A 25,340-nucleotide genomic window follows, 5' to 3' on the forward strand; every position below is an offset into this window, starting at 1 on the left:
TTCTCTTATTCCAAGACCCATTTGTTAAAAATTCAGTTATTTGAATAGAAACCCTCAAAGCTGAAGAGTTTGAAGGGGTTCAATTATAAGTTAATCTCCATTAATAGCCTTCAATCCTAAGTTAATATAGTAGTCTGTGTTTTCATCTATCATCTTAAGTACGGTATCGGCAATCAAAAGACTTTTCTTTTCCGCATTTTCTTGAGCTGACATTTCCGAAAAATCATCGAAGACACCATTATTCAATAGCCTATTCTCTATCATCTCTAAATCTTTGCTGTTTCCGGCTCCAGGTAACGCACCAGATAAAATTAGAAGGCCATTATCGACACCGTATTTTTCGGTTACTTTGTTTCTAATGTTTTTTTCAATCGATGTGTTCGCATAACGCCAGATTTCAATCATGGGAATAGGAAAGTAAACCACATGTTTAAATTCTTTCACGTTACTAATTTCACTTACTTCTTTCAAAATAAGATACGAATTCACACCTTTCTTAGGATCTAACCTTAATTTACTAACATAAGCTTCTATCTCGTAATCACTAAGCCCAAAATGCTCACGACATGATTCCAGAGACTCTCGTGATGTAAATCCAAGAAGCATTATGAGAGATGCCTTTTTATTGAAATATCTGCCATGAGCCGGCTCTGGAGACGCAAACGCCATTTCAATACGACTTCTTCTAATTTCGTTGAGAGTACTATCAATAATGTCTATTCCGTACCCGTAATCACTATTTCCAGACTCGGTAGGTAACATCCGGTGAATTTCATCAATAGCAGCCCTTTTTTTAGAGCTTGTAATGTGTGCTATTTTTTCTTTTTGGTACGACACAATTTTTTCAGCATGCTTAACACCTTCCACATCTCGGTAATCGTTTTCATATCTAATTTGTTGGGTATATTTTTCAATAGATTCGGGTTCAACTCCAAGAAGCCCCCTTATGTATAAGAAAACAAGGGAATACCAAAATCTAGCTTGAAATGCGTCTCCAGAGCCTCCTCTTTGTAACACTTCAGATAACTCAAATGTAAGAATGTGCTTATCCCAAATATTAAACGTCGAGGCTTGGGATATAAAAGGGTATGAATCTATTAATGAGCGTATCTTCAAAGCAAAGACCTCGCCTAAAACAATACCATTTATCTCTTGAGACCACTGCTTCTGCCAACTAGAGTCATTAACGGTAGATAGAAAGTCCGATAAAGTAGGAACACATAAGTTTTGTACTCGATACGCCAAATCTATTTCATCATGGCCGATCAAAAAATCAACTATATTCCAACCAACGTATTCAGGCTCTTCTTTAAACTCACCTTGCGTAGATGATGCTTTAAATAAAAAACCATAATTCCGTAGAGTGGCTTTTAGACCTGGAATTACATCAAGATTTATTCTCTTTGCGCTTGATGGATGGGCAAGTCGATCAAACACCATTTTCGTACAAGATTTGATCATTTCAGTGGATTGAGGCATCTCAGAACCAGATTGCCCATTAACCCTATCTGTTAACAATGACGTTACAGCTTCAAGCATATTTGAAGGTAGTTTTCTCAAACCTAACGGCGTACTAAAGATATTTATTCTAGCCGAGTTTTTATTATTAGGATCATTGTTCACGATTAAGTAGTGAATTTTACTAGCTAAATCAGGAGATTCACTTCTATATAGTTCAGTATCAGTCTGTAAATTTCCTCCAATATCTATGTTTATTTGATATGGTAGTCCGTTATTGGTTCTTCGGAACAACAGGTCATTACGTAAGTGCATAAACAAAACGCTTTTACCGGTCCCCATAGAGCCACAGATGTAGGTTATGTATGAAGTTCTTCCATCAAATGAATCAAAATTCATTATTTTTCCGTCTTTAGATGTAACAAATGTATTGCCAGCTCTATGAAATGGAAATGAAGGTCTATACATTGGTAGTTTTTGACAGATATCTTTTAGCGGAACAGGGATAAAAGGTGCCGTACTTCTAATAGTGCAAGGGAGAGTACTATAAAATGTATGCAATGGCGTGACAGTTTCTATGTGAGCCTTATTACTTAGTCCGCCACCGGACCAGGACATAACAGCCGACAATAACTCCTCGGCTTTCTTGTTAAGAAGTTTTCTCGCTTTCTCATCATCACCATCAACCCATGTCGTAAATCCTTGCTGTAACATCGGTATGCAGTTAGATTTTGTGTAATGATACAAAGTATCGTAAGCATCTTTAAATTTCCTTTGATTAGGAAGGACCGTGAACTTGCTTGCTTGATATTCATGGTTCAACATAACAACAGGGTTCTTTCCAATTGATGTCTTCATCCGATAAGGGATCTTTTTCTCAATCAATTTTGAATGTAGGGAATTGTAGCTAATGAATTCTAGTGAATATCTATCTACAACAACACTTTTGTATATACGACTTCCTACTTTAACAATAGTACTGTCATTTGGATGTAGAGTAGGGCGCTCGTTAAATAAGGCAGATTGAAAGTCTTTTCCTAAGAAATCGTCTAGCTGACTATCCGCAGGGTTTCCGCCCTTTGTTGGTGATAGATTTGGCGTTTTATTGCTCATTAAGTCTGTCTTAAAAGTCTTTGGATCGGTAAAAACTTTCATGTAAGACAAGGCATGATCTACATCTAAAGGTCTGCCCTCTATTTGAGTTAGAGGATCATTAATAAAATTAGTGAATTGCTCAACAAAAAGTAGGTGCGGCTCTAATAGTTTGTCGCCAAGCCCTTGAGAAATAGATTTTTTATATTCCTCTGTCAGAGGGACATTTCCCAGTTTTGCTTCAACATTACTTCCATTGATAATGTATAAATCTATTAAATTTGGTGTCTCTAAGCAGATGACTCTTTCTTCAAAAAAGACATTCTTTTTGACCATATTAATTAGTGCTTTGTCAGTGTTTTTAACACTCATGCCAAGAGATTCAGCAGACTCTTGTCGTCCTCTTTTAATATGTTGCAAACGTTCCTCAATGTTATCTTGATATGTCGATATACAGTCATGAAAAAGATGGCCAGCCATAATAAATCTTGATAAATATTGATTTAGAGAAGAACTAACATCTTGCACTGTATCCAGTGTCGGATCAGAGCCAAGACCATCGATATAGAAAAAGGTTAGATAACTATCTCTGTCTGACAAAAATGTGACATCAGATCCATTTAGCGTGTTAACGATAGATATAAGACGAGGATCGGGAGCATTAAACCCTTTTATCTTTCTATACATTTGAATCAGTTTATCTGAGAATTTATTTAATGGAGAATTCAGTTCTAAATATTGATAAGCATTACTCATTCTACTAGCTCCAATTTTAGCGCTCCTAGCATGCCCTTTAATGTAAAAACATTATTACTTATAAGCGATGATATGTGATCGATCGAAGGAAAAACGCCAATTTTTTGAAAGTGTTCAGGCAAAATATTATCGAATTCTCTTTTTCCCGTAGAAATCATTTCTCCGACGATCAAATGGGCGCGAGTATTTGAGGGAGATATTTTGTCATGTCCATCAGAGAAAACGGACTTTACGAGAGTTGAGGTAAAGGTAATATAATCTGCTTTGAGGCCACTCACTTTTTTCGAATACTCATCAATAGTTAGCCTTTCTCCGGTAGATGTGTTTTTTACGCTGCTATAATCCTCTAATGATCCGGCTAGACTTGCTATCAGGTATGCATTATTAATAACACTGAGTTCAGAAAATGTTTTTGGTGAGTAGACTGTTACGCATGAGTATGGAGCTTCACTTTCGTCCAGTTTTTCGAATAAAACTTCCGACGGAAAAAAACGGCAATAACATCCACTACATACTGGGCATAGAACAAGCGCCTTTCCTTTTTTGTCCTTTACAATGCGCCCAGATAGTTTGCGATCTTTTTTAGAGAGAAAGCTGACAGAGCAGTGGGAGCAAGTTAATGGCATGTCAGAAGGAGTCTTAGAGACGCTATACAAATGATAATTAATGAATTGATCGCTAAAATTCAGCACGTTACACCCATTGCTATATTGTTATTAATTAGGGGGAGGGAATGAACCCCCCTCTAAATGTTAGCGCTAATCTATTTTAGTTATTACTCTCACTGTAGAAATCGATTTTTTCAAATCCATCAGCTCCTTCAGTTATACCTGAATCGTTGATTAGAGCAGGCAATCCCCCTGCACCGATAGCAATCAGCACAATACCAATAGTAATTACCTTTAAAGCCCCCTCACGATCTTTCCCAGTAGCTTTAGCAACGAGTATCCCGATAACTAATCCCACCCCACCGACAAAGCAAAGAATTAAAAGAATCTGACCAACAGCACCAAATCCATCTTGAGTAAACTGTAAAGCTTTACCCAAACCACTTTCATCAAAGTCCTTCGCACTTAGTGCACCGGATACGAGCATTAGTAAAGAAACGATTACTTTTTTCACTTTGTTACACCTTTATTTTGTTAATGGTAATTCTGTTTTTACATAAAAACATAGCTATACAGCGTGTTAATCCCCTCGATAATTCCTACAAAAATAACTATCCGTAATATTGCCCCTAGTGATACTGACTTCTCTCTATGAACTATCAGCACCATACTGAGGAGGCATACCAGGACTATAATTGCAAAAGCCAGCCAAATGTAGGACGTTACCGAGCTTAGATTTTTCACTACTGCTCTTGAGAAAATGTAGAGCGGATGATAAGCATATTCACCTCCTTCGTTCAGCATATAAACAATTGAAAACAAGCTTATACGCATTACGCCCTGAAAAATTTCAGTCATGAGCGGTTTATTTGGATCTAATTGCGCAGAAGTTGCGGTTCTATACAAGGCAAAAATTATTTTGCTCAACCCAGAAAGGGCGAGAAACACGCCAAGAAACTGAATTAATTGAGCCGCACCTTCAGCAACGAAAATAACCATTAGTTATGCGAACCTATTTTTCCGTTTTTAACTGTAATAACGAATCCTTTTGTGGTTAATACGTATGGAGAATGATCACTACTACCCTGTATGTAATCAGTTAAGTACCCGAGATCTTCTCCCAAGTATTCGCTATCATCATTTCTAGAATTATTCGTTATCTGCAATACATAGATATCTCCTTGATCCGACTCTAACGTCAGCATGCCATCAACAAAACTGACTAGAAATAAATTACGTACTATGTTTGATTCGTCTATTGCCCGTATTTTTGTTACTTCCGAAGGACTCTCAAAACCAGAAGAAATGGACACACCGGAATCGTAGTTCAATCTAGTTGGAGCATCGGATGTCCATCGTGTACGATCGAGTTTTTCTTCAAGAGACGAAATAGCGGTCTCAGATTTTTCGACTGCATTCTTTAGAGTATCAGCTTCACTTTTCAGACTTTGAATTTTGACGTTATAGAAAGTATCTTTTTCTGCCGCTTTTTCACTACTACGAATTAGATCCGAGCGAATATCACCTAAGTTTCTATTTACATTTTGAAAGTCTGAGAACAGACGCTCTAACTTAAGAGAAACTGTATTTACAGTATCGGGCTTCACAGATGTCGCCTTCATTGTTGCGATCTCAACCTGTATATCACGCAGCTGTTTATCAAATCCGCTCATCTTGTCGATAACTGATTTTACCAATTGAGTTTGATGGTTTTTATCAAACTCTAAGTCACTAAGACGTGTTAAGAGCTTTTGATATTCTACGTCCATTCCATAAGAACGACTCTCAGTACCTATTAAATTAGTATCTACACTGGTGCCCTCAGCGGCTTTTTTTACCACATGGGACGCCGCATTCCGTAGTTGTTCATGAACTTCCGTATTACTATCAGCATTTCTTTGAGACTGATTATCAGCCGTCGCTGCTAATTCAAACTGATTCGGTTGGCTAGTTAGATTTTTGTCGTATCCGTACAGCCCACCCAAAATAAGCCCACCCGCAATTGTAGTAGTTCCAAGCCCCCAAAAAATCACTGCCTTTTTACGCGCTATCGTCTGAAAAAACCTAACCACACCATTCTGGTTGTTGTTTTGGATTGCATCGATTGGATTTGTTGAAGAGTCTGAGAGTTCCTGAGCTCCCACTGCTATTGCTTCCTCTTCATATTCATTTTTAGCCGTATTATTTTCAGCGACTTGATTGTTGCTAGGTTCTTCTGCTTTAAGGTGATCTAATGACTCGGTCATGATTAATCTCTACTGGTCTGAACTGGGTAATTATTGATGCTCATGAGCTTGTTCATTAGGTCCTCATAAGATGAACCTCTGATCATCATCGTTTTCGGTACAGAAAAATCGTAATTAAATTCCCATTCATAATCCCATTCCGCTAACTCAGAAAGACGAGCAACGTTATCTTTTAAAGATCCCTCCTTAAGCATGAAAGACATTTTTTCCTCTCTAGATCCAACCTCATAAACCCTAAGAACTTCACCAAAAGCACCATCTTCTACAGTCGCCTCTATAGGAAAAGCATTGAGCATCACAAAAAGGAGCTCATTTTTATCGGGTGCAATTATTGTTTGGTTTTGTTCAATGAAGTAATCAAAATCCACCTCGTAAATGACCGAGTCTAGTTCAGCAAATTTTGCAAAACGCTCAAGGTTTTCACGCAATGACCCCTGCAGTATTGGAAATGCTACTTCACCTGACTTCGATAGATCTGGGTTTTTCATGAATACGAAAAAGGCATCTTTATCAGACATTAGTGCTCCAACTTCTCTATCTGTGAGAGATAGGCCGGTGATTGGAGCAGGCTGAAACGTATCTTCTGTTTTAGATAGCGCTGTTAGTTTATCTTTGGAGAGAACGATATTCCCATCAGAGTTTACCGCATAAGCATCACCTTTTAAGTACACAACATCACCCGCTAAATAGTCATTAGAGTGTTGATCTGTTGGCTCCCAACTGTTTAGCGTTTTTTCCAATGCCAATACGTTTAACTTATTGTAACTCGGAGACTTTGATTTCGGCATAGCACAGCCAGCTAAAACAATAGCCAACCCATACACCGTAGGTTTAATCAGACTATTATTTTTCATTTCACCATACCTCCTGTTATGTAGTCTTTCATTGCTGAGTTCATTTTTTCGATTGATTTACGCGATATGTTTTCTTTGGCGACTAAAACAGAAGAGATATAGAGAGGATTGGCACTAAAGCCGCACTCTTTCCTCGCAATAGTTAGTATGGAAACTTGGAAGGAATTAACCCAGGCGTATCTTCGGTATCGCCCTAAAGTTAGTTTATTTAAACAACGCCCTATCCAAGATGTTTGTCTATCAATTAAAGCCAGCGGCCAATTCATCGAGACTTTGGACATCCGTTCTTGGGCCGTAGCTTTTCTACCAGCTTGTGAAATGATTTTTTCATGGCAGGCTCGAACCGATTTTGAACCATCGCTTTCTGTAATATTTGTAAATTCATGAATCGAATAAAAAATGCATTTCCAATAATGCCCACCGATATCATCCATATTGACCTGAATTATTTTATCGGCCCATTCCAATGCGAGTCTCTCTAACGCTTCATTTTCTGGCGAGCAATCTGTATCACTATCTGGGATCGAGTTGTTCTTGGCCATTAGTAATCTCGATTAAATAAAGGATTAATCAGGAGTTTTGTTTCTGCTATAACCTGTTTTTCATTCAAAAAACTCACTCCTTGTTCTGAAATTCTAACTCCTTCAAATGTGTTGTTATCTGTATAAACAACAAACATCAAACTGGAGTCTCCAGGTCGGGTACCTTGCTTAGCAAAAGAGAGAGTTGTGATCATCTGAATGTTATCTGTATTGGACGCATCTTTATGCTGCGAACTGATAGCCATTTCAAGAAACTTATTAAGTTCTTGACTATAGATCTTACCAATTGATTTTGGTAAAGCCTGAATTTTCGTAAAACTAGAAGCTTTCTTACCTTCTATGAATGCACCAACCTTTATCGCATCAGGTTTTGTCATGCGAATAAACTTACCATTAGGTAGAGTGCTGGTGGACAACTGAGTCAAGTAAAGACCTTGACCATCCACATCAATTTTGTGTTCGGATTTTAAGTATGTGTAGTTAAATGACTCTTCACATATATCTAATGGAAGAAAATCTCCATTTTTATTTAAAGGCGACCCAAATGGAGCGTTTAACCAGCAAGCTTTATCATTACTAGCATGCCCTGCATTTAACAGATCAATGTCTTCTATATATTGAGTGTTGGCGCTGATAAATGAGCTAGAAGAGACGGTCACAATAGTAAAAATTATTTTTTTAAGGTTCAATTTGAGCCTCCATATTAATATCTGTTAAAAGCTGCGTAGCTAAATCAAAATACGTACTTCCTGTAATTATTCGAGGTGTCATACGCAACTTTCTGTCTAAGGGCGGTATGCCAGTGAAGTCTACTTTCCAACCAGAATAATCGGCAAATCTTTTGTAGTTACTCTCGAAAGAATCAAGTGTTACTTCGAATTTTATTACCCGATCACACTCTCTGGCGGCAAGGGTCTCTTTATGGAAATTTTCATCCATATCCCTCTTGACTCTAAATGCATTATTATTGGTATCTACATTAACCCGGACACCACGTATATTTGAATTAATAATAGAGGCTACATCTATAGCATCAGGGCCATGGCTAATTAATCGTTGTCGAAGAAACACATCAAAATCTATTTCATCATCTACGATGACGCGATCAATACCTAAGCGCTTAGAAATATCTAATAAATTCTGTTGAAGACTTCCTTCATAAATCACCCAGCTATTTGGAGCTTGATAGATTCTATCCTCTGAGGGCACGGTATATATGCGCTCACAACCAAAATTTTCCGCAAACACTCCAGTCGCAGCAAGAGCAGAAATTGAAATAAGTAGAGCAATCCGTGTTGTTCGAAAAACAGTCAATTTGACCCCCAATTTAATTAATTAATTAAAAATTAATAATTTTTATTTTATCGCAACTTTGTATTTAATGCTATTATCTGAAAATATTATTAATTAATTAAGGGATCATGATGAAAAGAGGGTTAATTAAAGGCAAAACAATGAGGGTTGCATGCTCAGGTGCTCTTGCCGCAATTTTGTTTACATCAACTAATATCGGTGCTGTGACAATTAAATTCTCTCCTAAAGGAGTTACGCCATCAGAAACTATTTTCGAAAGCGATGGCAGAAGCATTGAGAAAGCAATGGAAACGGCTGGCGAGTGGTTTCTTGATGATAGGTACACGTTACGAGAGAACGTAAATAAATGGGCTGAAATTGCAAAAATTCAAACAGGAAAAGACATTCGAGTTATCTGGGATGCTCCAGGGCCAGGCGTGTTCCAGATTCCGTACCATTTCGATGGGACTTGGTATGAAGCGTTCCTTGCATTAGGTGAATCCGCTCAAACATCAAACTGGCCCATAAAAATTTCAGTCAATACTCGTATGAATTCAATTGTCATTACTCAAATTCAAAATTAGTACATATCTGGTGATATTAATGAATAAACTCAAACTACTACCATTCGTTGCACTAAGCGTTTTTGTATCTGCCTGCACCCCATTTAAAGAACGCGTTGATGATCAAATAGCATATGCAGAAAATTTGACTCAAAAAATGCAACGCGACTCAAGTAGCGCACAAACATATAAACAGGGGGAGGTGAGCGACAATATATGGCTAGGGCCATTCAATTGGGGGGATGAAAACAGCATGAAACCCAGTGAGTTGAGCATAAGTCTTAGCTATAACTCAACATCTCCAACGGATTTAGAAACCACACTAGAAAAACTCGCTAGAGACAGTAGGGTGAAAATTTCACTAAGCAAAGATGCACAAATTTTTTTGGGTTTAATAGAGGAAGAGTCTTCAGTTGAAGGTAATCAACGAAGTACAGACAAGGAAGCAAAAACCTCTGAAAAAGGTGAAATTCTTTACCCGACAGAGGAGAGCTATAAAAACAAATTCATGGAGACCATCATATCTGGTGACCAAACGAAATCAACAGAGGAACTCCCGAAATATCTTTTAAACGGCACGAAAAACCTACAGACATGGTTAGATTCTATCGCCGTTCATTACTCATTGTTCTGGGATCACACCTATATCGGTTCGGAACCGTTTATAACGCTCACAGCATCCGTTGAAGAAACTATGCAGTTCGAGGGTTTAATGGCTTTAAGTGATCGTGATAGTAAAAATGAAAGCGAAAATCAATCATGGAAAGAGCTTAAAGATTTTGCAGAAGACTCAAAGAGTAAATTTGGCACAGTTCACATATCTGAACTAACGGGCCGAATTTATGTAAATGACCGTCCTGATATAGTTGAAAGAGTTCGAAACCGAGTGAATTACGAAAATTCTATTTTCGCTAAACAAATTCACTATAAAGTGCAAATTGTGACAGTTGATCTTGAGGAAACAGAAAATTATAGCGGTGGAATTACCGCGTTTTATGATGATTTGAAAAATTCATTTAACCTTTCCCCCGGAGTTTCCGCTGGATCAGGTGTAGCGGTTGGTGTTTCAAACGTAAACCCGAGTTCAAATTTAAATAACTCTTCTGCAAAAGCTTACCTAAATAATTTGATTAGTAAAAATGCTAATGCAAAGGAGTACTCGTTTATAACTCGTAATAAAACTCAAACAATTCAAACGTTCCAAGATAATATTTCCTATGTGAAAACAGTTGAAACAACAAATAGCGAGTTTAACGCTGGGACCACCCCTACAATCGATGAAATTAATGAAGGTGTTGTCCTAAATTTCAACACTTCGATACTTAGCAATAACCGCATTGCATTAAATCTAGATTTTAATCAGGAATATCTAAAAAACTTAATTTATAAAGAATATGACGGCAACGAAATATCACTACCAACCGTGAACAATACGAAGATATTAAATCAATTTATTGTTAAGAGCGGTCAAAGTTTTATTCTAACAGACAGCTCAATTGATAACGGCTCTTCTATGAGCGGCCCAGCTAAAGCTCTTGGATGGTTCCAACTTCTACTCGGCGCAAGATCAGAAATCAGAGAAACCTCATCATTAAGAATTTTAGTTATAACTCCAACAATTATTGACGGGGGAATGTAGTTAATGAGGATCCAGCAGGCCATTTTAGCGTTGTTCAGATCTTATAGCAGCGATGATGTCGCTAATGCAGAAAAAAAGAAGGCCCGTAATAAGCGACAAAAAACCAGCCGAGGAAAAAAAAGCTCACCCCGATTGACTGTAAATAATGCCTTCGCTCAGGAGGTGAACACTATAATTCGCTCTAGAAAACGAAGCAGGAATAGAAATTTTACTGACGAGCAGCGAGACAAAATAAACAACTTAGTTGGCTCGGCAAGCGGCATAAAAACATTTCAAATTGGCAAGCAAAAATTCATAAGTGGTTTGTTTTGGAAAAATCTCCAAGTCTCTGACAAAGAAAGCATCAACCTCTACCTGAAATTAATAGAAACGCCTAGGGGCGCTTTCTATCATGTATTAGGTAATGACTATGGGTTAATAAATCCTTTTTTTGAGGATAAACACACAGATCAAATTAGCTTAGCTATTGCTGTAATGAACATGCAAAAGAAAGGCTTAATCCCAAAAAAAGACTTTTCTTCTCAAGGCAGTCATGTTCTTGAAATCTATCAGTTATTAACTCCAAATCGCGTGTATATAGTAGGCATTTATGATGGAACAACCATCATAAATGGACTGGATACATCTTTTAATCCGTCAGTGTCTTCTCTAGAAAATACCATTGATGAGGAAGTTGAACTGCTTTCCGAAGCGTGCGAAGACTCTGGTGGAACCCTCACTGTTAGAAAAGTTACGTTAAGCGAAACGGATTTCGAAGAGAAAGAAACGAGAACCCTTAAATATACATCTAGCCAACACATGAAAAAAAGAACAACCAGAATCACATTGTTCGTCATTATTTTATTGTCGGTCATCTCATCTTTAGGTGCTGTATATGGTTACATTCTGCATCAAGAAAACGAACGCATTGCGCTTGAGAAAAAAATTAAAGCTCAAGAACGTATGAGGATCATGAAGAAGGAAGCAGAGGCAAAATTAATCTCTGACGCCAATGAAGCTGTCCGATTCAATCGAACCTACCCAGGAAATCTTTCATACAAACCAATCATAGACACTTCCTTAAATTTAGCTAATTCAATTTCATACAACAAAGGCAACGATCGCTGGCAATTATTAGGGTGGGGGTGTGAAGTTACTAGGAGCCGTGGAGAGGGAGATATTTATGCTGATTTTGTCGCAGAATGTGAAGCAATCTATGACGGTGAAGCACTTTCTGAGTACGAGTCATTCCGTGAGTACAGAGACTTGTTCAAAAAGACGGTCAACATTACCGCTAGTGCATTTCAGAAAGAAAACAACCTTGCCGCGATCAAATACACAATTCAATTACCTTCTGTTTCAAAGAACTCACATGTCAATGTTGCACAAAAAAACGATGCGATACGTGAACTTCAGAGAAAAACCGAAGCGCTGGCATTAAAGAATGTTGATTTTCACCATACAGATATGGGCGAGGTCGTTTTAGATCAGCCTCAATATCGAGAGGCATTGCTAATCCAAGACGAGGCAGGAAAAAGGTATCTACCATTTGGTTTTCTTGAATGGGAATTAAAATCAAAAATAAATAACTTGAGGGGTGAAGGTATGAATATAACTATCCCATACAAATCCTACATTACAAAAGTAACTGGCAATGCCAAAGAATTTACAATTACAGGAGTCTATTACTATGAATAAAGCCAAATTAACTTCTCTGGCATTTTGCGTAGCCACCACAATGCTCTGCTCCTCATCATACACTGTTGCAGCACCAAACGACTCAAACTCCAAGACAGTTATCAAACAACTCAAAGACCCGATTGGTACGGACAAACAGCGCCTTGAGAACAGCAAAGACCTTATCCGAAGGGTGATGCAAAACCAAAAGCATGAGCTCAACCTAAGTGATGTCACGCAAGACGTGGTCAACGGCCTACCTGATATTTCTACCGCAGAAATGTCTGACCTTTCTGTTCAGTTAGTAAATAAAGGACTAGAAAGTGAGCAGGGCATTGATGAACTAATCAGAACAGCAACTTATTTCACTAGCGTTGAAACTGTCCTCACAGGGATGACGAAAGTAGTGAAAGCAAGTGCTGATTTACAAAAAGCTCGGGATGAACTTAATGAAAGTCTTGAAGCAGGTACGCTTCTTGATCAAATGAAAAAACGTATCGAGGCTCAGGACGCCACCATTATCAAACAACAAACAATGATCAATGAGCTAAATTCCTTTTTTCAAAGTACAAATGAGAATTTTGAATATTTAAAAGCGAGTCTAATACAAACCCAAAAGGTATTAAAAGTTGTATCTGAGAGGGAACAAGGACCGTTAGAATTACCTCAAAATGTACAAACAGAACCCTCCCTAAAAGAGGTGCCTTTTGACATTATTTCAACCGCTGTAATTAGAGATCCTGTGAGTTTAAAAATTGTACGAGCTTCAGCTCAAATCAAATATCGCGGCCAAAGCGAGCATATCGAGATTGAGCAAGGTTCTACATTCTCAAATTGGAAGGTAATCACAATTTCTGAGAATGTTACGGAATTATTAAATATATCAACCAACAAGAAAAAATTCCTTAGAACAGGATTTCCGGCATGAAAAAAATCATACCAATTTCATCAAATATAATTAGCTCTCCAAGTGACTATTGTATTGGAATCATATCAGGCGAAGACAAGAAAATTATTGAATACACATTATCGCCTTTAGGGATTGAGCACTTCTTTGCCTATGCACCAATTAAGACTGAACCAGATGAGAAAAAAATTATAGAGCTGGTTCTTTTCGTTACTGGTGAAGATGATGAGGTTAGTCGTCTAACACCGACGAATAAAGCGAACATAAAACGGTCGTTACGTAACACTAAAAACAACTACAATCTGACCTCAACGTACAGATTAACTCAAACAGATTTTGATCATTTAAAACAAGATTTAGAAGCAGCCATTAAAAAGTCATCGAGTAACCTTATTGATGATGATCTTAAGCAATCAATGGCTCATATCATTTCAGATTGCTCTATGAATGGTGTGAGCGACATACATATAGAGTGGAGCACAAAGAAAAAGCTCAGTTATTACTACGCACGATACCAAGGACAAAGATATCCATTATTGCAAGTTACCGCGGAAGAAGCAGAGTCTTTTCTGCGTGGGTTATACGAATACAGTGGTGACCTAAAAACCAAGACGTTCGACCCAGCACAATCTAATGACTGGCGAAACGAAATTGAAAGCACTCTTGAATCAAACACAACGACTGTCATCCGGTATAACCACATGCCAGGAGACGGTATTGTTTCGGCCACTTTGCGCTTAGCACCGCGAAAAAATGATTTTACTGAAAAATATGAATACAAAGATCTGGTCACTTTCGGGTTCTTGCCGGATCAGGCAAGGCTCATTGAACAACAAATGCTCTTGCACAGCGGGGTTATTATCTTTGTAGGCAAAACATGCTCTGGGAAAACGACTACGGCCCGAAACGTTTTAACGTATAAATACCTCGACTCTCAACATTCGCCAAAATTTATAACCCTTGAAGACCCTATTGAAATGACGGAAAAATTTTTGATCAGAGTCGATCTCAATAAATGGACCGGAACAGATAAAGGCGAACTTCCAGTTAAAGATATTTTACGTCAGGACGCAGATGTCATTTATATCGGAGAGATTCGTAACGAATCAGGAGGCAGCCTAGCATTCGAGTCATACAATTCAGGTAATCTATGCTGTACTACAATGCACACCACCTCTCCTATTGCGGCTCTTAACAAACTTGAAACTACAGGCAAATGGAAAGCAGAGGACGTATATAACCCAGAAGCTATAGCGGCTGTTATTTTTCAGAGGCTAGACCCTATTATTTGCCGTCATTGCGCCTTAAATTGGGACGAAGCTTTCGCCGCCGCCCCAGAGCTTAATAACAACCTAGATCTAGTGAATGCTTTTTCGGCAGATTCAATGAGATCTATTCGAAATAACTTGAGGTTCAGAAATCTCAAAGGTTGTGAGCACTGCAAGACGAACATAAAAACCCTGAAGCCTAAACCTGGCATCCATGTGAAAATCGGTGAACCGGGAATAGCTAAAATGAGTATTAGTGCAGAAACTCTCATTTCCACGCCCGACTTGTTTAGAGAGTTACGCAACAGAGGAATTAGATCTGGCGAACAATTCTATACCGCACAATATCGACTACTTGGCCAAGGCTCTCATGTTGGTCTTTCTTCATCAGAGCATGCCGCCCACAAAGTCTTTAAAGGCGATATTGATCCTGTGTACTACCAAAAAAACCACCAATCATGGGGCAGGTTTTTTCGTGGTGGTGAAGTTATATCAATGACCATTGACTCTTACCTTCTTAAAGAAAAACTAATCATCCTAAATGGAGAAGGATTCCCTTACATAAAATATATCCAAGACCCTGAAATAATCAAACCAATTCAGGCGGAGGTTAGAATGCAACAAATCAAAAAGATGGAATCAAAGCGAAAATCGCTAAGCTCATCAACGGCGGAATAATTAATGAGAAATATATTAACGAGGCTAAGTGATATTTTTCACTTTATCATACATGATAGCGGCTACTGGCTGTCAGAAAAAATTTTTTATTTAAAATATGGCTTAAGCGCAGAAGATAGAAAAACTATTTATCTTTTACTTTCTAAAGCTTTAAATGATTCCGAATCGAAAGAACTGGATAAACTATTTGAAGAAATATCACTTGCTAAGCAGCTTGCAGGAGATGAAACGGCCGCCTATGCCTACACTCAAATCTCTGAGAATATAAAAAAATCTGGTACAGGCACCCCTATATCAGATGCTTTCGAGCCATTTATACCTTGGAATGATTATGAATCGATGCGTGTCGCCGAAATAGCTGGGGAGTCGAAGAAAAGTACTCTCAGAGAAGCTCTTCCGTTCATACAAGTTGAATCTATTGTACGTAGTGATTTTAGAAAAATTATTTTTAAAAAGCAGTTCCTATGGATATCCCGAATATGGCTTCCAACGATCTTGCTATACCCAAATTTATCGCAGGTATTAATATTCGTTGATCCAACATGGGGAAGATCACTCGTTGACCCTACTTATAGACTTTGGTCATCAGTTGAATCGATAAGTGGGACTGTAGTAAGTGTTATTCTGTCAGCAATCGCTATTTATTCAGCTTTCTACTTCATTTACAGATCAAACGAAGCTACTGAAGCTAGGAGATTCTGGGAAATGTTTCCACTTTTCAATGACTACAAAATGACCTCTGGATCATCTGCTATGGTTTCTGTGGCAGTGCAGCTAAAAGTATCTACTGGCACAAATATACCTAATATTATTAGCTCCGTATCAAATCAATCCAACAGCTACTCAGCAACTTATCTTGATGAATTTGCCGAAGATTCTAAAAAAATGTCCTTTAAAGATGCCTTAGCCAATAACGGAATGATAAACGGCAAACTTAAAAGCGAACTTGTCATGTCAAATATATTTGAGACTGACGACGAAAAAATTGTCACTTCCGTAACAAATGCTGTCGTAAACTTTCTTGATCGTGAGTCCCAAAAGCTTGAGATTCTTAAGGGGTACTTGCCATTTGTTAGCATGTTAATTATCGGGGTACCAATAGCACATGTTATGTGGATGTCTACAATGGCAATGCTTAGCAGCAATTAACTGCTAAATAAAACTTATAAATATTTATTAATTAAATTAATTATTGGTTATTTGCTTTTAATTTGATTTAATTGCATTTAGGTTCGTCATTAATAATTTTAAATTTAATTTTTACAAGGTGTAAGCAATGATTTTAGCAAAAGGCCCTCTTAAAAAAGAAACTAACTCTAGAGGTAAATTAGTCAGTTCTAATTCCTTAATTAAGAAAGCTGCTGCAGTAGGTACACTACCTATGATTTTAGGTTTATTTATGGCTGTATCGTTTATTGGAGCTATCGGGTATACGATTATGACATGGACTACTCAAAAAGGAACTGAAAATACAGTGTCTCAACTGATTCTTAAAGTCAGTGAAAGTGTGACCCAATATCGAGCACTTGGACCTTCCTGTACTGGCTTTACAATGGCAAATGCAGCAGTCAAATTCACAAAAGGCAACAATGATTTTGTTTATGACACTACATCTTCTAGCGTTTCTATGGACGACGGTAATATTGTAGCTACGGCTGATTGCAGCAACCCTCCAGGCGTTACTGGTTTATCGCGTGTTGGATTAACCATTAGTGGTCTTACAGATGATGTTTGCTTTGCAGTGGTTTCATTTGGAACGAATGAAGCTAAAGCCTTACAGGTTACTGAATCTGGAACATCTACTCCTGTGATTATTAAAAACTACGAAGAAAAAAACCCGACGGGACGAGCAGCACTTGGTGTGACAGCCTGCAAGCCTGAGGTTGAGTCCGATGTTAAAATATGGTTGGGCTAGAGATGCATAAGACATTAAAGTTATTGTTTTTAACGAGCACAGGAGCAGCCATACTATCTGGCTGTTCTTTATTTCAGGCCGATTCAACTAAATCAGAAAACCTGAATTATTTGAGTGGCATTGTTGATACAACACAACCTCTATTTGAATCAAATAGAGGGCGAGACATCGTTCGAAATGTTGTCAACACAAACCCTAAAACAACCTCAAAAGCATTAAAAGACTCTCCTTCAGAGTACCAGGCTCTTTCTTCATTATTAAGAGATTATAAGTCTGATGAGAGCTGGTTGCCGCAATTCAATAAGTTGCATGTTTTAGAGCATTATAAGGAGGCTGTTTTAATAGATGAGTCGTTATCAAAAAGATCTCCTATTGAAGTACGAATGAATGATGAAGTTATACTCGTTATAATCCCGAACCAGTGGATTTGGGGGAAATCTTACAATGAGATATCTCCTCAAGCGAAAAGAGACCTTTCCGGTGTTGCAGAAATTTTGAGTGATTCACGTTCGAATATATTTGTAAAATCTATACCATCGAGCAGCGGATTTGAAATGAACCGAGCAACAACACGAGACGCACAATCATATTTAGTAGAGGCTTATCTAGAAAAAGAAGCACGTTTAGATGCAAATACCGTTAAAAGTGTAAGTACACCAAATATGATAGCGTTGGATTCTATTTACAGCGATTCTACTATTATAGAAGTACGCCACACATTCTCGTTGAATTCCACGGAATACCTACCAGAAAACGGACCACTATAGAATGCGGAAGCATTTTTATTCAGCGCATAAATTGCTAACAATTACCGTATTTATTGCTGTTTTTGTTAGCAATAAAACTACATCAAATTTCAATCCGTCTCTTTTTTTTGCGGGTCTAACATTATTATCATTTATGATCTTACTGTTTTATTGGGCAAATAAGGGTATATTTACTTCAGAAGAAACTGTCAGACTTGAATCAGTAATACCTACTCTTATAGGCATTATTTTATATTCCTCTTTAATATCTACAATCCCCAACAACACACATTCAATCTTTATCGTTTTATGCTTTTTGTTAGCGATAACAGATCTAGAAGACACACTCAGCTCTTATATCAGCTCATTCAACGGATATTTAATATTGGTCGCAATGGCTGTTTACTTTAATGAACATTCGGACGGCATGTGGGTAATAGTCATTGGAATGATTAGCGGAATACATTTATTACAATCTTTATTACCAGATTCATTAAAAACACCAATCATTGAAACTTTCCCGGAAGCAGACCTTGTAGCCATAACTACGTTTATTTCAGCAATGCTGTTTTCGATCTTTACACAAGATTTTACTCAATTGATTTTGGGGGTACTGTTTCTTTTTTCTTCCTTAGCAATGGCACCTCTATTTAACGAAAAAGTTGATCATAGAGACAAGTTTAGAATCAGGCTTTACGCAATTTTATCACCAGCAACACTAATAACCCTTTACTAAAAATTTAGAAGGTACCAATTATGGCTTATGCTTTTGCGATAATGTTTGTCGCCATATTCTCATTCAAGCTTTTCACTGTAGAGCAAAACGAAAGAACGCTGGAGACTAAAGCAGCGGCTTATGCGAACTACATAAACACAATAGCGAACGGCTACAAAGTCAAAGTAATCGATGAAGAATCAATTGATGGATCTCATTTGGAGGGGTTGGCCGAAACTAATGGTGCTGTGTGGAATATTAAAGGTGCAGATGTTATCTACAATCTTCAAGCTGATGGCACGTCCTCTGACCCAAATCACTCAGCTTGTGCATCAAGTGGTGTCACATATGGATTAAGCGGAAAAAGCTACATTTCATGTGATGTAAAAGACTATGCACCATTTTCTGACGAAAGTCCTTTCGAAGCTAACTTCACACGTACAGCCCCCGCCACTCCGCCAGCACATTACACTACAGGTTACAGCCAGATAAAAGGCGTCCTTACCTTTGGTTCGGCTGCAGGCGGGGCATTCTCACTCGATGCCGGTAACACAACAGATGAACGGTTTGCATACAAAGTATGGAGTCATCTTAACAGGTTGAGCGGCCCGAACCCTTCGAATGCATTATTAGCAAGCACCACGTCGTATGTTCTAACTGCCGCCGGATCATTGGAGGTGCATTTGGATTTCACGAAAAACAATGAAATAGCCATCCGTTCCGATGGAGCAATACCTTTTACCAATGACCAAAGTATGGGAGACAACAGTCTACTTGATGTTAAGAGTTTGGTTTGGTCTTCGGTTGAATCCGCGCTAGATGAAAATGGAAACATTCAGCTAGGTGGGGGACCAGGTGTAAGCACTATATTTTTCGACAAATCATCACTCTCTAATGATTATATTCGCCTAACTGCCGATGGAATGCGCTTAGTTACAAATGAATTTACCATCGAAGGAGACTTGTTGGTTACTGGGACCACAACGTTTGAGGATGAGGTTACATTTGATCAGCCTATCACTCTAAAAGATTCTGGGGTAAGCCTCTTAGCATCCCCTCAAACAATTGGATATACGGCCCCTGGCGGCACAGTTCCTTTCCCTGATTGTGTAGATGAAACTAGAAGAAGAATCATACCATTTCAGAGCGCAAACATTCCTACATCCTCAGGTGCCAACCCGCTTTTTGGCTTCTATCCAGATGTAACAACTTTGGCCTCATCATGGCAAGTTGATCTATACAACATAACTGAGGATGGCACTAGAGTTAATGCTGGAGCAGATTCTAGAATTGGCGTTATTACTTATTGTGACGAATAGCAGTATCTGAAATTGACATCTTCCCCACCCTAAAGGGTGGAGACTCCTACTGCTAGCGCTTGATGCCCCAAGTGGAGAATGTTGCTTGCGCTGTTTCTATCTCTATCGTGCGCTGTGCCACACAAGGCACACGTCCATTCTCTTATTCCAAGACCCGCTCTACCTTTCGGACTGTTATCGGGTTATCGATTTACGTACTGGAAGGCATTGCGTTTTTAGGCTTCATTGCCACAGGCTTCGAGGTTGAAATAACAGAATTTAACGGAGAAAGTGACCATATCCACTTGCTCATTTATCACCGACCTAAAGGAAGGTGCTTTACGTGCTGGATGGTAAAGCCACTGATGTTTCTGTGTGGATAAAATGCCAGTTTTGCCCAATTTGTCGTGCTGGGCTGCCCTAGATGTCGTAATTCGCGCCCTTTTTGATGAGAGTAAAGACCAAATTGTTGCAATTCGCGCCCAAATTGTTGTAATTGATACCCAATCTGTAGTAATCCGTGCCCTTTTTAGTGCAAAAAATCCTTTTTTTCATAATAAAATCAAAAACTTAAAGTTTTTACAAACACAATTAACAAGATAAACAAGTATAACAAGTTTAACAAGTAAATAGAAAACAACATACAAAGAACTATGTTGGTGTGAAGAGCAATCATAAACTCAAAGTATCTAGTAGTTATTAGAATGCGTATTACGACAAATTTGACAGATCTATTTTAGCCCAATTTGTCGTAATTAAAATAATAGAAACCAATGTAAAGCCAGTGTTTTCAAGGGTTACGCATTCATATCACTACAATTAGGGCAATATAAAAATGACTTCTAAAAAATTTCGTACAACAAAATGGGCTAGATAAAAGAAGCCCAATTTGTTGTATTTAAAAAATTAGCATTCGTTTTAGCTAGATCCATAAAAATCTGAAAACCTCTATTACGACATCTAGGGCACAGAAAAATAGCCCATTATGTTGTAACTCAGATTTTAGAAATAGGCTGCAAGCCATTATATATAAGACTTTGATGACTTAAACACTACAGATTGGGCATGATGATTTACGCCCAATCTGTTTTGACATCCTCCCCACCCTAAAGGGTGGAGATTCCTACTGCTAGCGCTTGATGCCCAAGCGGAGAATGTTGCTTGCGCTGTTTCTATCTCTATAATGTAAAGCCAGTGTTTGCAAGGGTTACGCATTCATATCACTACAATTAGGGCAATATAAAAATGACTTCTAAAAAATTTCGTACAACAAAATGGGCTAGATAAAAGAAGCCCAATTTGTTGTAATTAAAATAATAGAAACCAATGTAAAGCCAGTGTTTTCAAGGGTTACGCATTCATATCACTACAACTAGGGCAATATAAAAATGACTTCTAAAAAATTTCGTACAACAAAATGGGCTAGATAAAAGAAGCCCAATTTGTCGTAATTAAAATAATAGAAATCAATGTAAAACCAGTGTTTGCAAGGGTTACGCATTCATATCACTACAATTAGGGCAATATAAAAATGACTTCTAAAAAATTTCGTACAACAAAATGGGCTAGATAAAAGAAGCCCAATTTGTTGTAATTAAAATAATAGAAACCAATGTAAAGCCAGTGTTTGCAAGGGTTACGCATTCATATCACTACAATTAGGGCAATATAAAAATGACTTCTAAAAAATTTCGTACGACAAAATGGGCTAGATAAAAGAAGCCCAATTTGTTGTATTTAAAAAATTAGCATTCGTTTTAGCTAGATCCATAAAAATCTGAAAACCTCTATTACGACATCTAGGGCACAGAAAAATAGCCCATTATGTTGTAACTCAGATTTTAGAAATAGGCTGAAAGCCATTATATATAAGACTTTGATGACTTAAACACTACAGATTGGGCATGATGATTTACGCCCAATCTGTTGTAAGTGAACGGTCATCGAAAAATCCGACAAGCAAAATAAGAAAGAAGAGATAAGCCATATCTGTTGTGAATAACCCATACATTGATTCAGTACGATCTCTGTGTACGAGCTTGGTTCATAAATCCCAACATTTTGGGCAAAGCAGAACAAAAAGCAGCCCTATATGTCGTGATTAATATTTATGAAATTGCTATTGGCTAGATAATTCAATATTATGATTCTAATTACAACAAATTAGGCAAATACTCTTCGTTGCATGCCCAATTTGTGTAGATTGTTCGTGCAATCACGGAACAAGCGTGTTTTTATTATCTTTGAATTTTGGTAAATGCCAGTGGGAACAATATGAGCAAAAAGAAGTCTTTGCTTGATTCTATTGAAGTCGTAAGCAGCGATTTATTTGATACAGAAGCAATCCAAAGTATGGATATCGATAATACTTTTGTTCAAGCTGGGATAATTAAATATCCGGAGGGCGAGCACGAGAAGTTTACAGTTACTAAAAGTAATCGACTCATTAGCGCTCAGATACAGTTGACGGCAAGGGAGCAAAAGATTCTGGCTGCATGCATATCATTAATAAACCCACTTGGAATATATCCGAACGGCATTACCGTAGAATTAGAAGATCATCATATCGAAGCATTGACTGGTATTGATAAGCGACATCTATTCCGGTTTATTGATGATGCCGCTAGAAAATTTCACTCTATTCCGATTCAAACACCTGGAGCAAAGCCTGGTACTATTAGCTATATAAACATTGCTCATAAATCTGTATACGATCCTGATTTACGAAAGCTCGTTGTTAAATTTCACGAAGATATGGAAGACGAGCTTGTGAGATTAAGCCAATACACAAGTATAGAGCTAAGATACTTTGTACGCATGAATGGTAAATACGCGACTCGTCTATACGAAATAATATCTAAGCAATACAACAAACAAAAAGGTGGTACTCAATTTTTTAAAGCGAGGCTTGAAGATTTGTACTTTCCACTTGGATTGAAAGATATCAAAGGCAATCCAATCACTCCGTCATATTTGAGAGATTTCGCATCTTTTAAAATTCGTGTTCTCGATCCAGCATGTAAAGACGTATCAGAAAATTCTAATTTTGTAGTGTCATACAACACATACAAAGCTGGAAGATCTGTAGTGGGACTCACATTTACAATAAAACCGAAGAAACTGAAGATCAAAAATGATGATAAAGAGTTTAAAATTCCTCTTTGTGCAGAGCATTTAAATATAGATCAAGCTATGCAGTTTTTAAAGATTAAAGAGACGGTATACGACAAACTAAAAACAAAGTACGACGAAAGCGTTTTAAAGTCCAATATATTCTATTGCATTGAGAAAATGCAGGACGGCATAGACATCAAAAATACAGCAGCTTTTCTTACGCATTTGCTCCGTTGGAACATAGCGAATCTCCCGGACGTGGCCAACCCTTACTCACTAAAGTATAAGAACAATAAAAATGGTCATGAGTTTGTTAAGCGCGTGGTTGTACCGATATGGTGGAAATTGCCAGAATCGCTTCGATTGGAGTTAACGGAATTTGGTTCGTTTGCGGATCATGTACTGACAACAACCATTTATAAGGGCTTTGTCTCAACCGCAAAGAATGAATCTTTTGATGAAGCTGAAATGCTTTATGACAGTGTCTTGGCATTAGAAGAATGGGGCGGGGAAGAATAAAACAAACCTCGCAATGACGCATAAAAAAAGCCCTTTCGGGCCTTTGGTTTTTTGGTGTTTATTAGGTAATTTCATTAACTGTTTTCTTAAGCATGGCACCCGCTTTGAAAGTAGGTAGCTTGGATGCTTTAATTTGAATATCTTCACCTGTTTGCGGATTGCGGCCTGTACGAGCGCTACGCTCTTTTACTGAGAACGTACCAAAGCCAACAAGCGTAACTTGATCGCCATCCGCTAATGCCTGTTCGATGCTCGTTAATGTTGCATCAAGCGCCGCCGCCGCAATTGCTTTAGGAATGTCTGCATGTTCACTAATACTAGCTATTAAGTCTTTTTTAATCATAATTGTCTCTTTAATCTGAGAATACTTTTGATCGACTGCTAAAGCATAGTCGACTATCCTTATAAGATTATAATATAGAATGATCTATTTAAAGTGCTTATTATTAATCTTTCATTTAATTAAAGTTTAAGTCTAATTGTTCTCCTAGATAATAATTTACCATCCAGCGCGTAAAGCACCTTCCTTTAGGTCGGTGATAAATGAGCAAGTGGATATGGTCACTTTCTCCATTAAATGCTGTTATTTCAACCTCGAAGCCTGTGGCAATGTCTCTCATAACACCCTCTATAAAGCTAAGAACGCAATGCCTTCAAGTACGTAAATCGATAACCCGATAACAGTCCGAAAGGTAGAGCGGGTCTTGGAATAAGAGAATGGACGTGTGCCTTGTGTGGCACAGCGCACGATAGAGATAGAAACAGCGCAAGCAGCATTCTCCGCTTGGGGCATCAAGCGCAAGCAGTAGGAATCTCTACTCTTTAGGGTGGGGAAGATGTCAACGAAAGCCTTTTGAACTGTAGAGTATTGATTTACTGTTTCTGATAATTGTTATTATCGGAATTAGTGTATACATCATAAATTGCTTATATTCTTTTTATTGCTGCTTTATATGCAGCGTTACGTTCTCTTTTTCCGACTGCAACCACTACAATGACAAGTTCATTATCACGAACTTGGTATACTAATCTATAGCCTGAACTTTTTAGTTTTATTTTATAACAATCTTGCATATTGCTTAATTTTGAGGATATTACCCGAGGGCTAAAAACTCTCTCCATTAGTTTTTTTTTAAATTGTCGTTTAATTTCCGAATCTAAATTTTTCCATTCTTTTTCCGCTTCGACTTTAAATAAAATTTTATAGCTCATTCAAATCAATCTCTACTTCCTTTGAGTTTGTTCGTTGCATGACGAGCTGTGCAAGTTCGATGTCCTCTAGTTTATTCATCATTTCTTCATAAGCGGCCGCGGGAACACAATAAAAAGCGGGCTGGTTTCGATTTAACACGAGAACTGGGAACCCTTGACCGCCTTCTATGACCGCCATTGGATTTTTTTTCAACTCACTAATGCTTGTTGAGTTTTCTGCAAGTATCGTTCTAATAGCTGTCATAAAATCACCTATAAATG

The 25,340-nt window shown here is 37.9% G+C and carries 27 protein-coding genes; 13 read left to right on the top strand and 14 right to left on the bottom strand.

Annotated elements, in window-relative coordinates; all coding sequences use genetic code 11:
- Positions 1-90: 90 nt before the first annotated feature.
- The 9 genes from ACMUMJ_RS12575 to ACMUMJ_RS12615 form a co-directional block, all read right to left on the bottom strand.
- Positions 91-3,306 carry a putative type IV secretion/conjugal transfer ATPase gene (locus tag ACMUMJ_RS12575; protein ID WP_414679198.1) on the bottom strand — a complete coding sequence of 1,072 codons (3,216 nt, stop codon included), beginning with the start codon at positions 3,304-3,306 and terminating at the stop codon, positions 91-93.
- A complete protein-coding gene (locus tag ACMUMJ_RS12580; protein ID WP_414679199.1) occupies positions 3,303-3,932 on the bottom strand; it encodes a hypothetical protein in 630 nt (209 codons plus the stop codon). Before ACMUMJ_RS12580 ends, ACMUMJ_RS12575 begins: the two co-directional genes overlap by 4 nt.
- A 142-nt stretch (positions 3,933-4,074) precedes the next feature.
- A complete protein-coding gene (locus ACMUMJ_RS12585; protein WP_414679200.1) occupies positions 4,075-4,428 on the bottom strand; it encodes a hypothetical protein in 354 nt (117 codons plus the stop codon).
- Positions 4,429-4,466: 38 nt separating this feature from the next.
- Positions 4,467-4,913 (bottom strand): hypothetical protein, encoded by a 447-nt coding sequence (locus ACMUMJ_RS12590; RefSeq protein ID WP_414679201.1) that lies wholly within the window; start codon positions 4,911-4,913, stop codon positions 4,467-4,469.
- The gene (locus tag ACMUMJ_RS12595) at positions 4,913-6,160 is read right to left on the bottom strand and encodes a hypothetical protein (protein WP_414679202.1); all 1,248 of its coding nucleotides are present in this window, start codon (positions 6,158-6,160) and stop codon (positions 4,913-4,915) included. Before ACMUMJ_RS12595 ends, ACMUMJ_RS12590 begins: the two co-directional genes overlap by 1 nt.
- Positions 6,161-6,162: 2 nt before the next feature.
- Positions 6,163-7,014 carry a hypothetical protein gene (locus ACMUMJ_RS12600; protein ID WP_414679203.1) on the bottom strand — a complete coding sequence of 284 codons (852 nt, stop codon included), beginning with the start codon at positions 7,012-7,014 and terminating at the stop codon, positions 6,163-6,165.
- Positions 7,011-7,556: a hypothetical protein gene (locus ACMUMJ_RS12605; RefSeq protein ID WP_414679204.1), complete on the bottom strand. Its 546-nt coding sequence runs from the start codon at positions 7,554-7,556 to the stop codon at positions 7,011-7,013. The genes ACMUMJ_RS12600 and ACMUMJ_RS12605 overlap by 4 nt, the downstream gene beginning before the upstream one ends.
- Complete coding sequence (locus ACMUMJ_RS12610; RefSeq protein ID WP_414679205.1) at positions 7,556-8,245, bottom strand: hypothetical protein; 690 nt, start codon at positions 8,243-8,245, stop codon at positions 7,556-7,558. The genes ACMUMJ_RS12605 and ACMUMJ_RS12610 overlap by 1 nt, the downstream gene beginning before the upstream one ends.
- Positions 8,235-8,870, bottom strand: coding sequence for a hypothetical protein (locus ACMUMJ_RS12615; RefSeq protein ID WP_414679206.1), 636 nt, complete (start codon positions 8,868-8,870; stop codon positions 8,235-8,237). The genes ACMUMJ_RS12610 and ACMUMJ_RS12615 overlap by 11 nt, the downstream gene beginning before the upstream one ends.
- A 140-nt stretch (positions 8,871-9,010) precedes the next feature.
- On the opposite strand from ACMUMJ_RS12615, the gene ACMUMJ_RS12620 reads away from it, so the two are divergent.
- The 10 genes from ACMUMJ_RS12620 (at position 9,011) to ACMUMJ_RS12665 (ending at position 20,255) form a co-directional block, all read left to right on the top strand.
- The gene (locus tag ACMUMJ_RS12620; protein WP_414679207.1) at positions 9,011-9,433 is read left to right on the top strand and encodes a hypothetical protein; all 423 of its coding nucleotides are present in this window, start codon (positions 9,011-9,013) and stop codon (positions 9,431-9,433) included.
- A gap of 19 nt (positions 9,434-9,452) precedes the next feature.
- Positions 9,453-11,051: a hypothetical protein gene (locus tag ACMUMJ_RS12625; RefSeq protein ID WP_414679208.1), complete on the top strand. Its 1,599-nt coding sequence runs from the start codon at positions 9,453-9,455 to the stop codon at positions 11,049-11,051.
- A 3-nt stretch (positions 11,052-11,054) separates the two neighbouring features.
- Complete coding sequence (locus tag ACMUMJ_RS12630) at positions 11,055-12,728, top strand: hypothetical protein (RefSeq protein WP_414679209.1); 1,674 nt, start codon at positions 11,055-11,057, stop codon at positions 12,726-12,728.
- Positions 12,721-13,635, top strand: coding sequence for a hypothetical protein (locus ACMUMJ_RS12635; protein ID WP_414679210.1), 915 nt, complete (start codon positions 12,721-12,723; stop codon positions 13,633-13,635). The genes ACMUMJ_RS12630 and ACMUMJ_RS12635 overlap by 8 nt, the downstream gene beginning before the upstream one ends.
- Positions 13,632-15,560, top strand: coding sequence for an ATPase, T2SS/T4P/T4SS family (locus ACMUMJ_RS12640; RefSeq protein WP_414679211.1), 1,929 nt, complete (start codon positions 13,632-13,634; stop codon positions 15,558-15,560). The genes ACMUMJ_RS12635 and ACMUMJ_RS12640 overlap by 4 nt, the downstream gene beginning before the upstream one ends.
- A gap of 3 nt (positions 15,561-15,563) precedes the next feature.
- Complete coding sequence (locus ACMUMJ_RS12645; protein ID WP_414679212.1) at positions 15,564-16,709, top strand: hypothetical protein; 1,146 nt, start codon at positions 15,564-15,566, stop codon at positions 16,707-16,709.
- Positions 16,710-16,836: 127 nt separating this feature from the next.
- On the top strand, positions 16,837-17,475 hold the full coding sequence (locus tag ACMUMJ_RS12650; RefSeq protein ID WP_414679213.1) for a hypothetical protein: 639 nt from the start codon (positions 16,837-16,839) through the stop codon (positions 17,473-17,475).
- A 2-nt stretch (positions 17,476-17,477) separates the two neighbouring features.
- Positions 17,478-18,242 (top strand): hypothetical protein, encoded by a 765-nt coding sequence (locus ACMUMJ_RS12655; RefSeq protein ID WP_414679214.1) that lies wholly within the window; start codon positions 17,478-17,480, stop codon positions 18,240-18,242.
- A 31-nt stretch (positions 18,243-18,273) separates the two neighbouring features.
- On the top strand, positions 18,274-18,957 hold the full coding sequence (locus tag ACMUMJ_RS12660) for a hypothetical protein (protein WP_414679215.1): 684 nt from the start codon (positions 18,274-18,276) through the stop codon (positions 18,955-18,957).
- A 20-nt stretch (positions 18,958-18,977) separates the two neighbouring features.
- The gene (locus ACMUMJ_RS12665; protein ID WP_414679216.1) at positions 18,978-20,255 is read left to right on the top strand and encodes a hypothetical protein; all 1,278 of its coding nucleotides are present in this window, start codon (positions 18,978-18,980) and stop codon (positions 20,253-20,255) included.
- Between the two features lie 29 nt (positions 20,256-20,284).
- Here ACMUMJ_RS12665 and ACMUMJ_RS12670 read toward each other — a convergent pair whose 3' ends face one another.
- Positions 20,285-20,401 (bottom strand): zinc ribbon domain-containing protein, encoded by a 117-nt coding sequence (locus ACMUMJ_RS12670; protein WP_414679243.1) that lies wholly within the window; start codon positions 20,399-20,401, stop codon positions 20,285-20,287.
- Here ACMUMJ_RS12670 and ACMUMJ_RS12675 point away from each other — a divergent pair.
- The 3 genes from ACMUMJ_RS12675 (at position 20,363) to ACMUMJ_RS12685 (ending at position 23,867) form a co-directional block, all read left to right on the top strand.
- Positions 20,363-20,617, top strand: a complete 255-nt coding sequence (locus ACMUMJ_RS12675) for a transposase (RefSeq protein WP_414679244.1) — start codon at positions 20,363-20,365, stop codon at positions 20,615-20,617. The genes ACMUMJ_RS12670 and ACMUMJ_RS12675 overlap by 39 nt on opposite strands.
- The gene (locus tag ACMUMJ_RS12680; protein ID WP_414679217.1) at positions 20,610-20,837 is read left to right on the top strand and encodes a hypothetical protein; all 228 of its coding nucleotides are present in this window, start codon (positions 20,610-20,612) and stop codon (positions 20,835-20,837) included. Before ACMUMJ_RS12675 ends, ACMUMJ_RS12680 begins: the two co-directional genes overlap by 8 nt.
- 1,671 nt (positions 20,838-22,508) lie before the next feature.
- Complete coding sequence (locus ACMUMJ_RS12685) at positions 22,509-23,867, top strand: replication initiation protein (RefSeq protein ID WP_414679218.1); 1,359 nt, start codon at positions 22,509-22,511, stop codon at positions 23,865-23,867.
- 61 nt (positions 23,868-23,928) lie between these two features.
- Here the strand turns inward: ACMUMJ_RS12685 and ACMUMJ_RS12690 are convergent, their stop codons facing one another.
- From ACMUMJ_RS12690 to ACMUMJ_RS12705, 4 genes are all read right to left on the bottom strand, one after another.
- Complete coding sequence (locus tag ACMUMJ_RS12690) at positions 23,929-24,210, bottom strand: HU family DNA-binding protein (protein WP_414679219.1); 282 nt, start codon at positions 24,208-24,210, stop codon at positions 23,929-23,931.
- 115 nt (positions 24,211-24,325) lie between these two features.
- A complete protein-coding gene (locus ACMUMJ_RS12695; RefSeq protein ID WP_414679245.1) occupies positions 24,326-24,499 on the bottom strand; it encodes a transposase in 174 nt (57 codons plus the stop codon).
- Between the two features lie 295 nt (positions 24,500-24,794).
- Positions 24,795-25,079 (bottom strand): type II toxin-antitoxin system RelE family toxin, encoded by a 285-nt coding sequence (locus ACMUMJ_RS12700; RefSeq protein ID WP_414679220.1) that lies wholly within the window; start codon positions 25,077-25,079, stop codon positions 24,795-24,797.
- Complete coding sequence (locus ACMUMJ_RS12705) at positions 25,069-25,323, bottom strand: type II toxin-antitoxin system Phd/YefM family antitoxin (protein ID WP_414679221.1); 255 nt, start codon at positions 25,321-25,323, stop codon at positions 25,069-25,071. Before ACMUMJ_RS12705 ends, ACMUMJ_RS12700 begins: the two co-directional genes overlap by 11 nt.
- Positions 25,324-25,340 lie beyond the last annotated feature (17 nt).

Source organism: Marinomonas phycocola, assembly GCF_047525455.1.
Lineage (GTDB): Bacteria > Pseudomonadota > Gammaproteobacteria > Pseudomonadales > Marinomonadaceae > Marinomonas.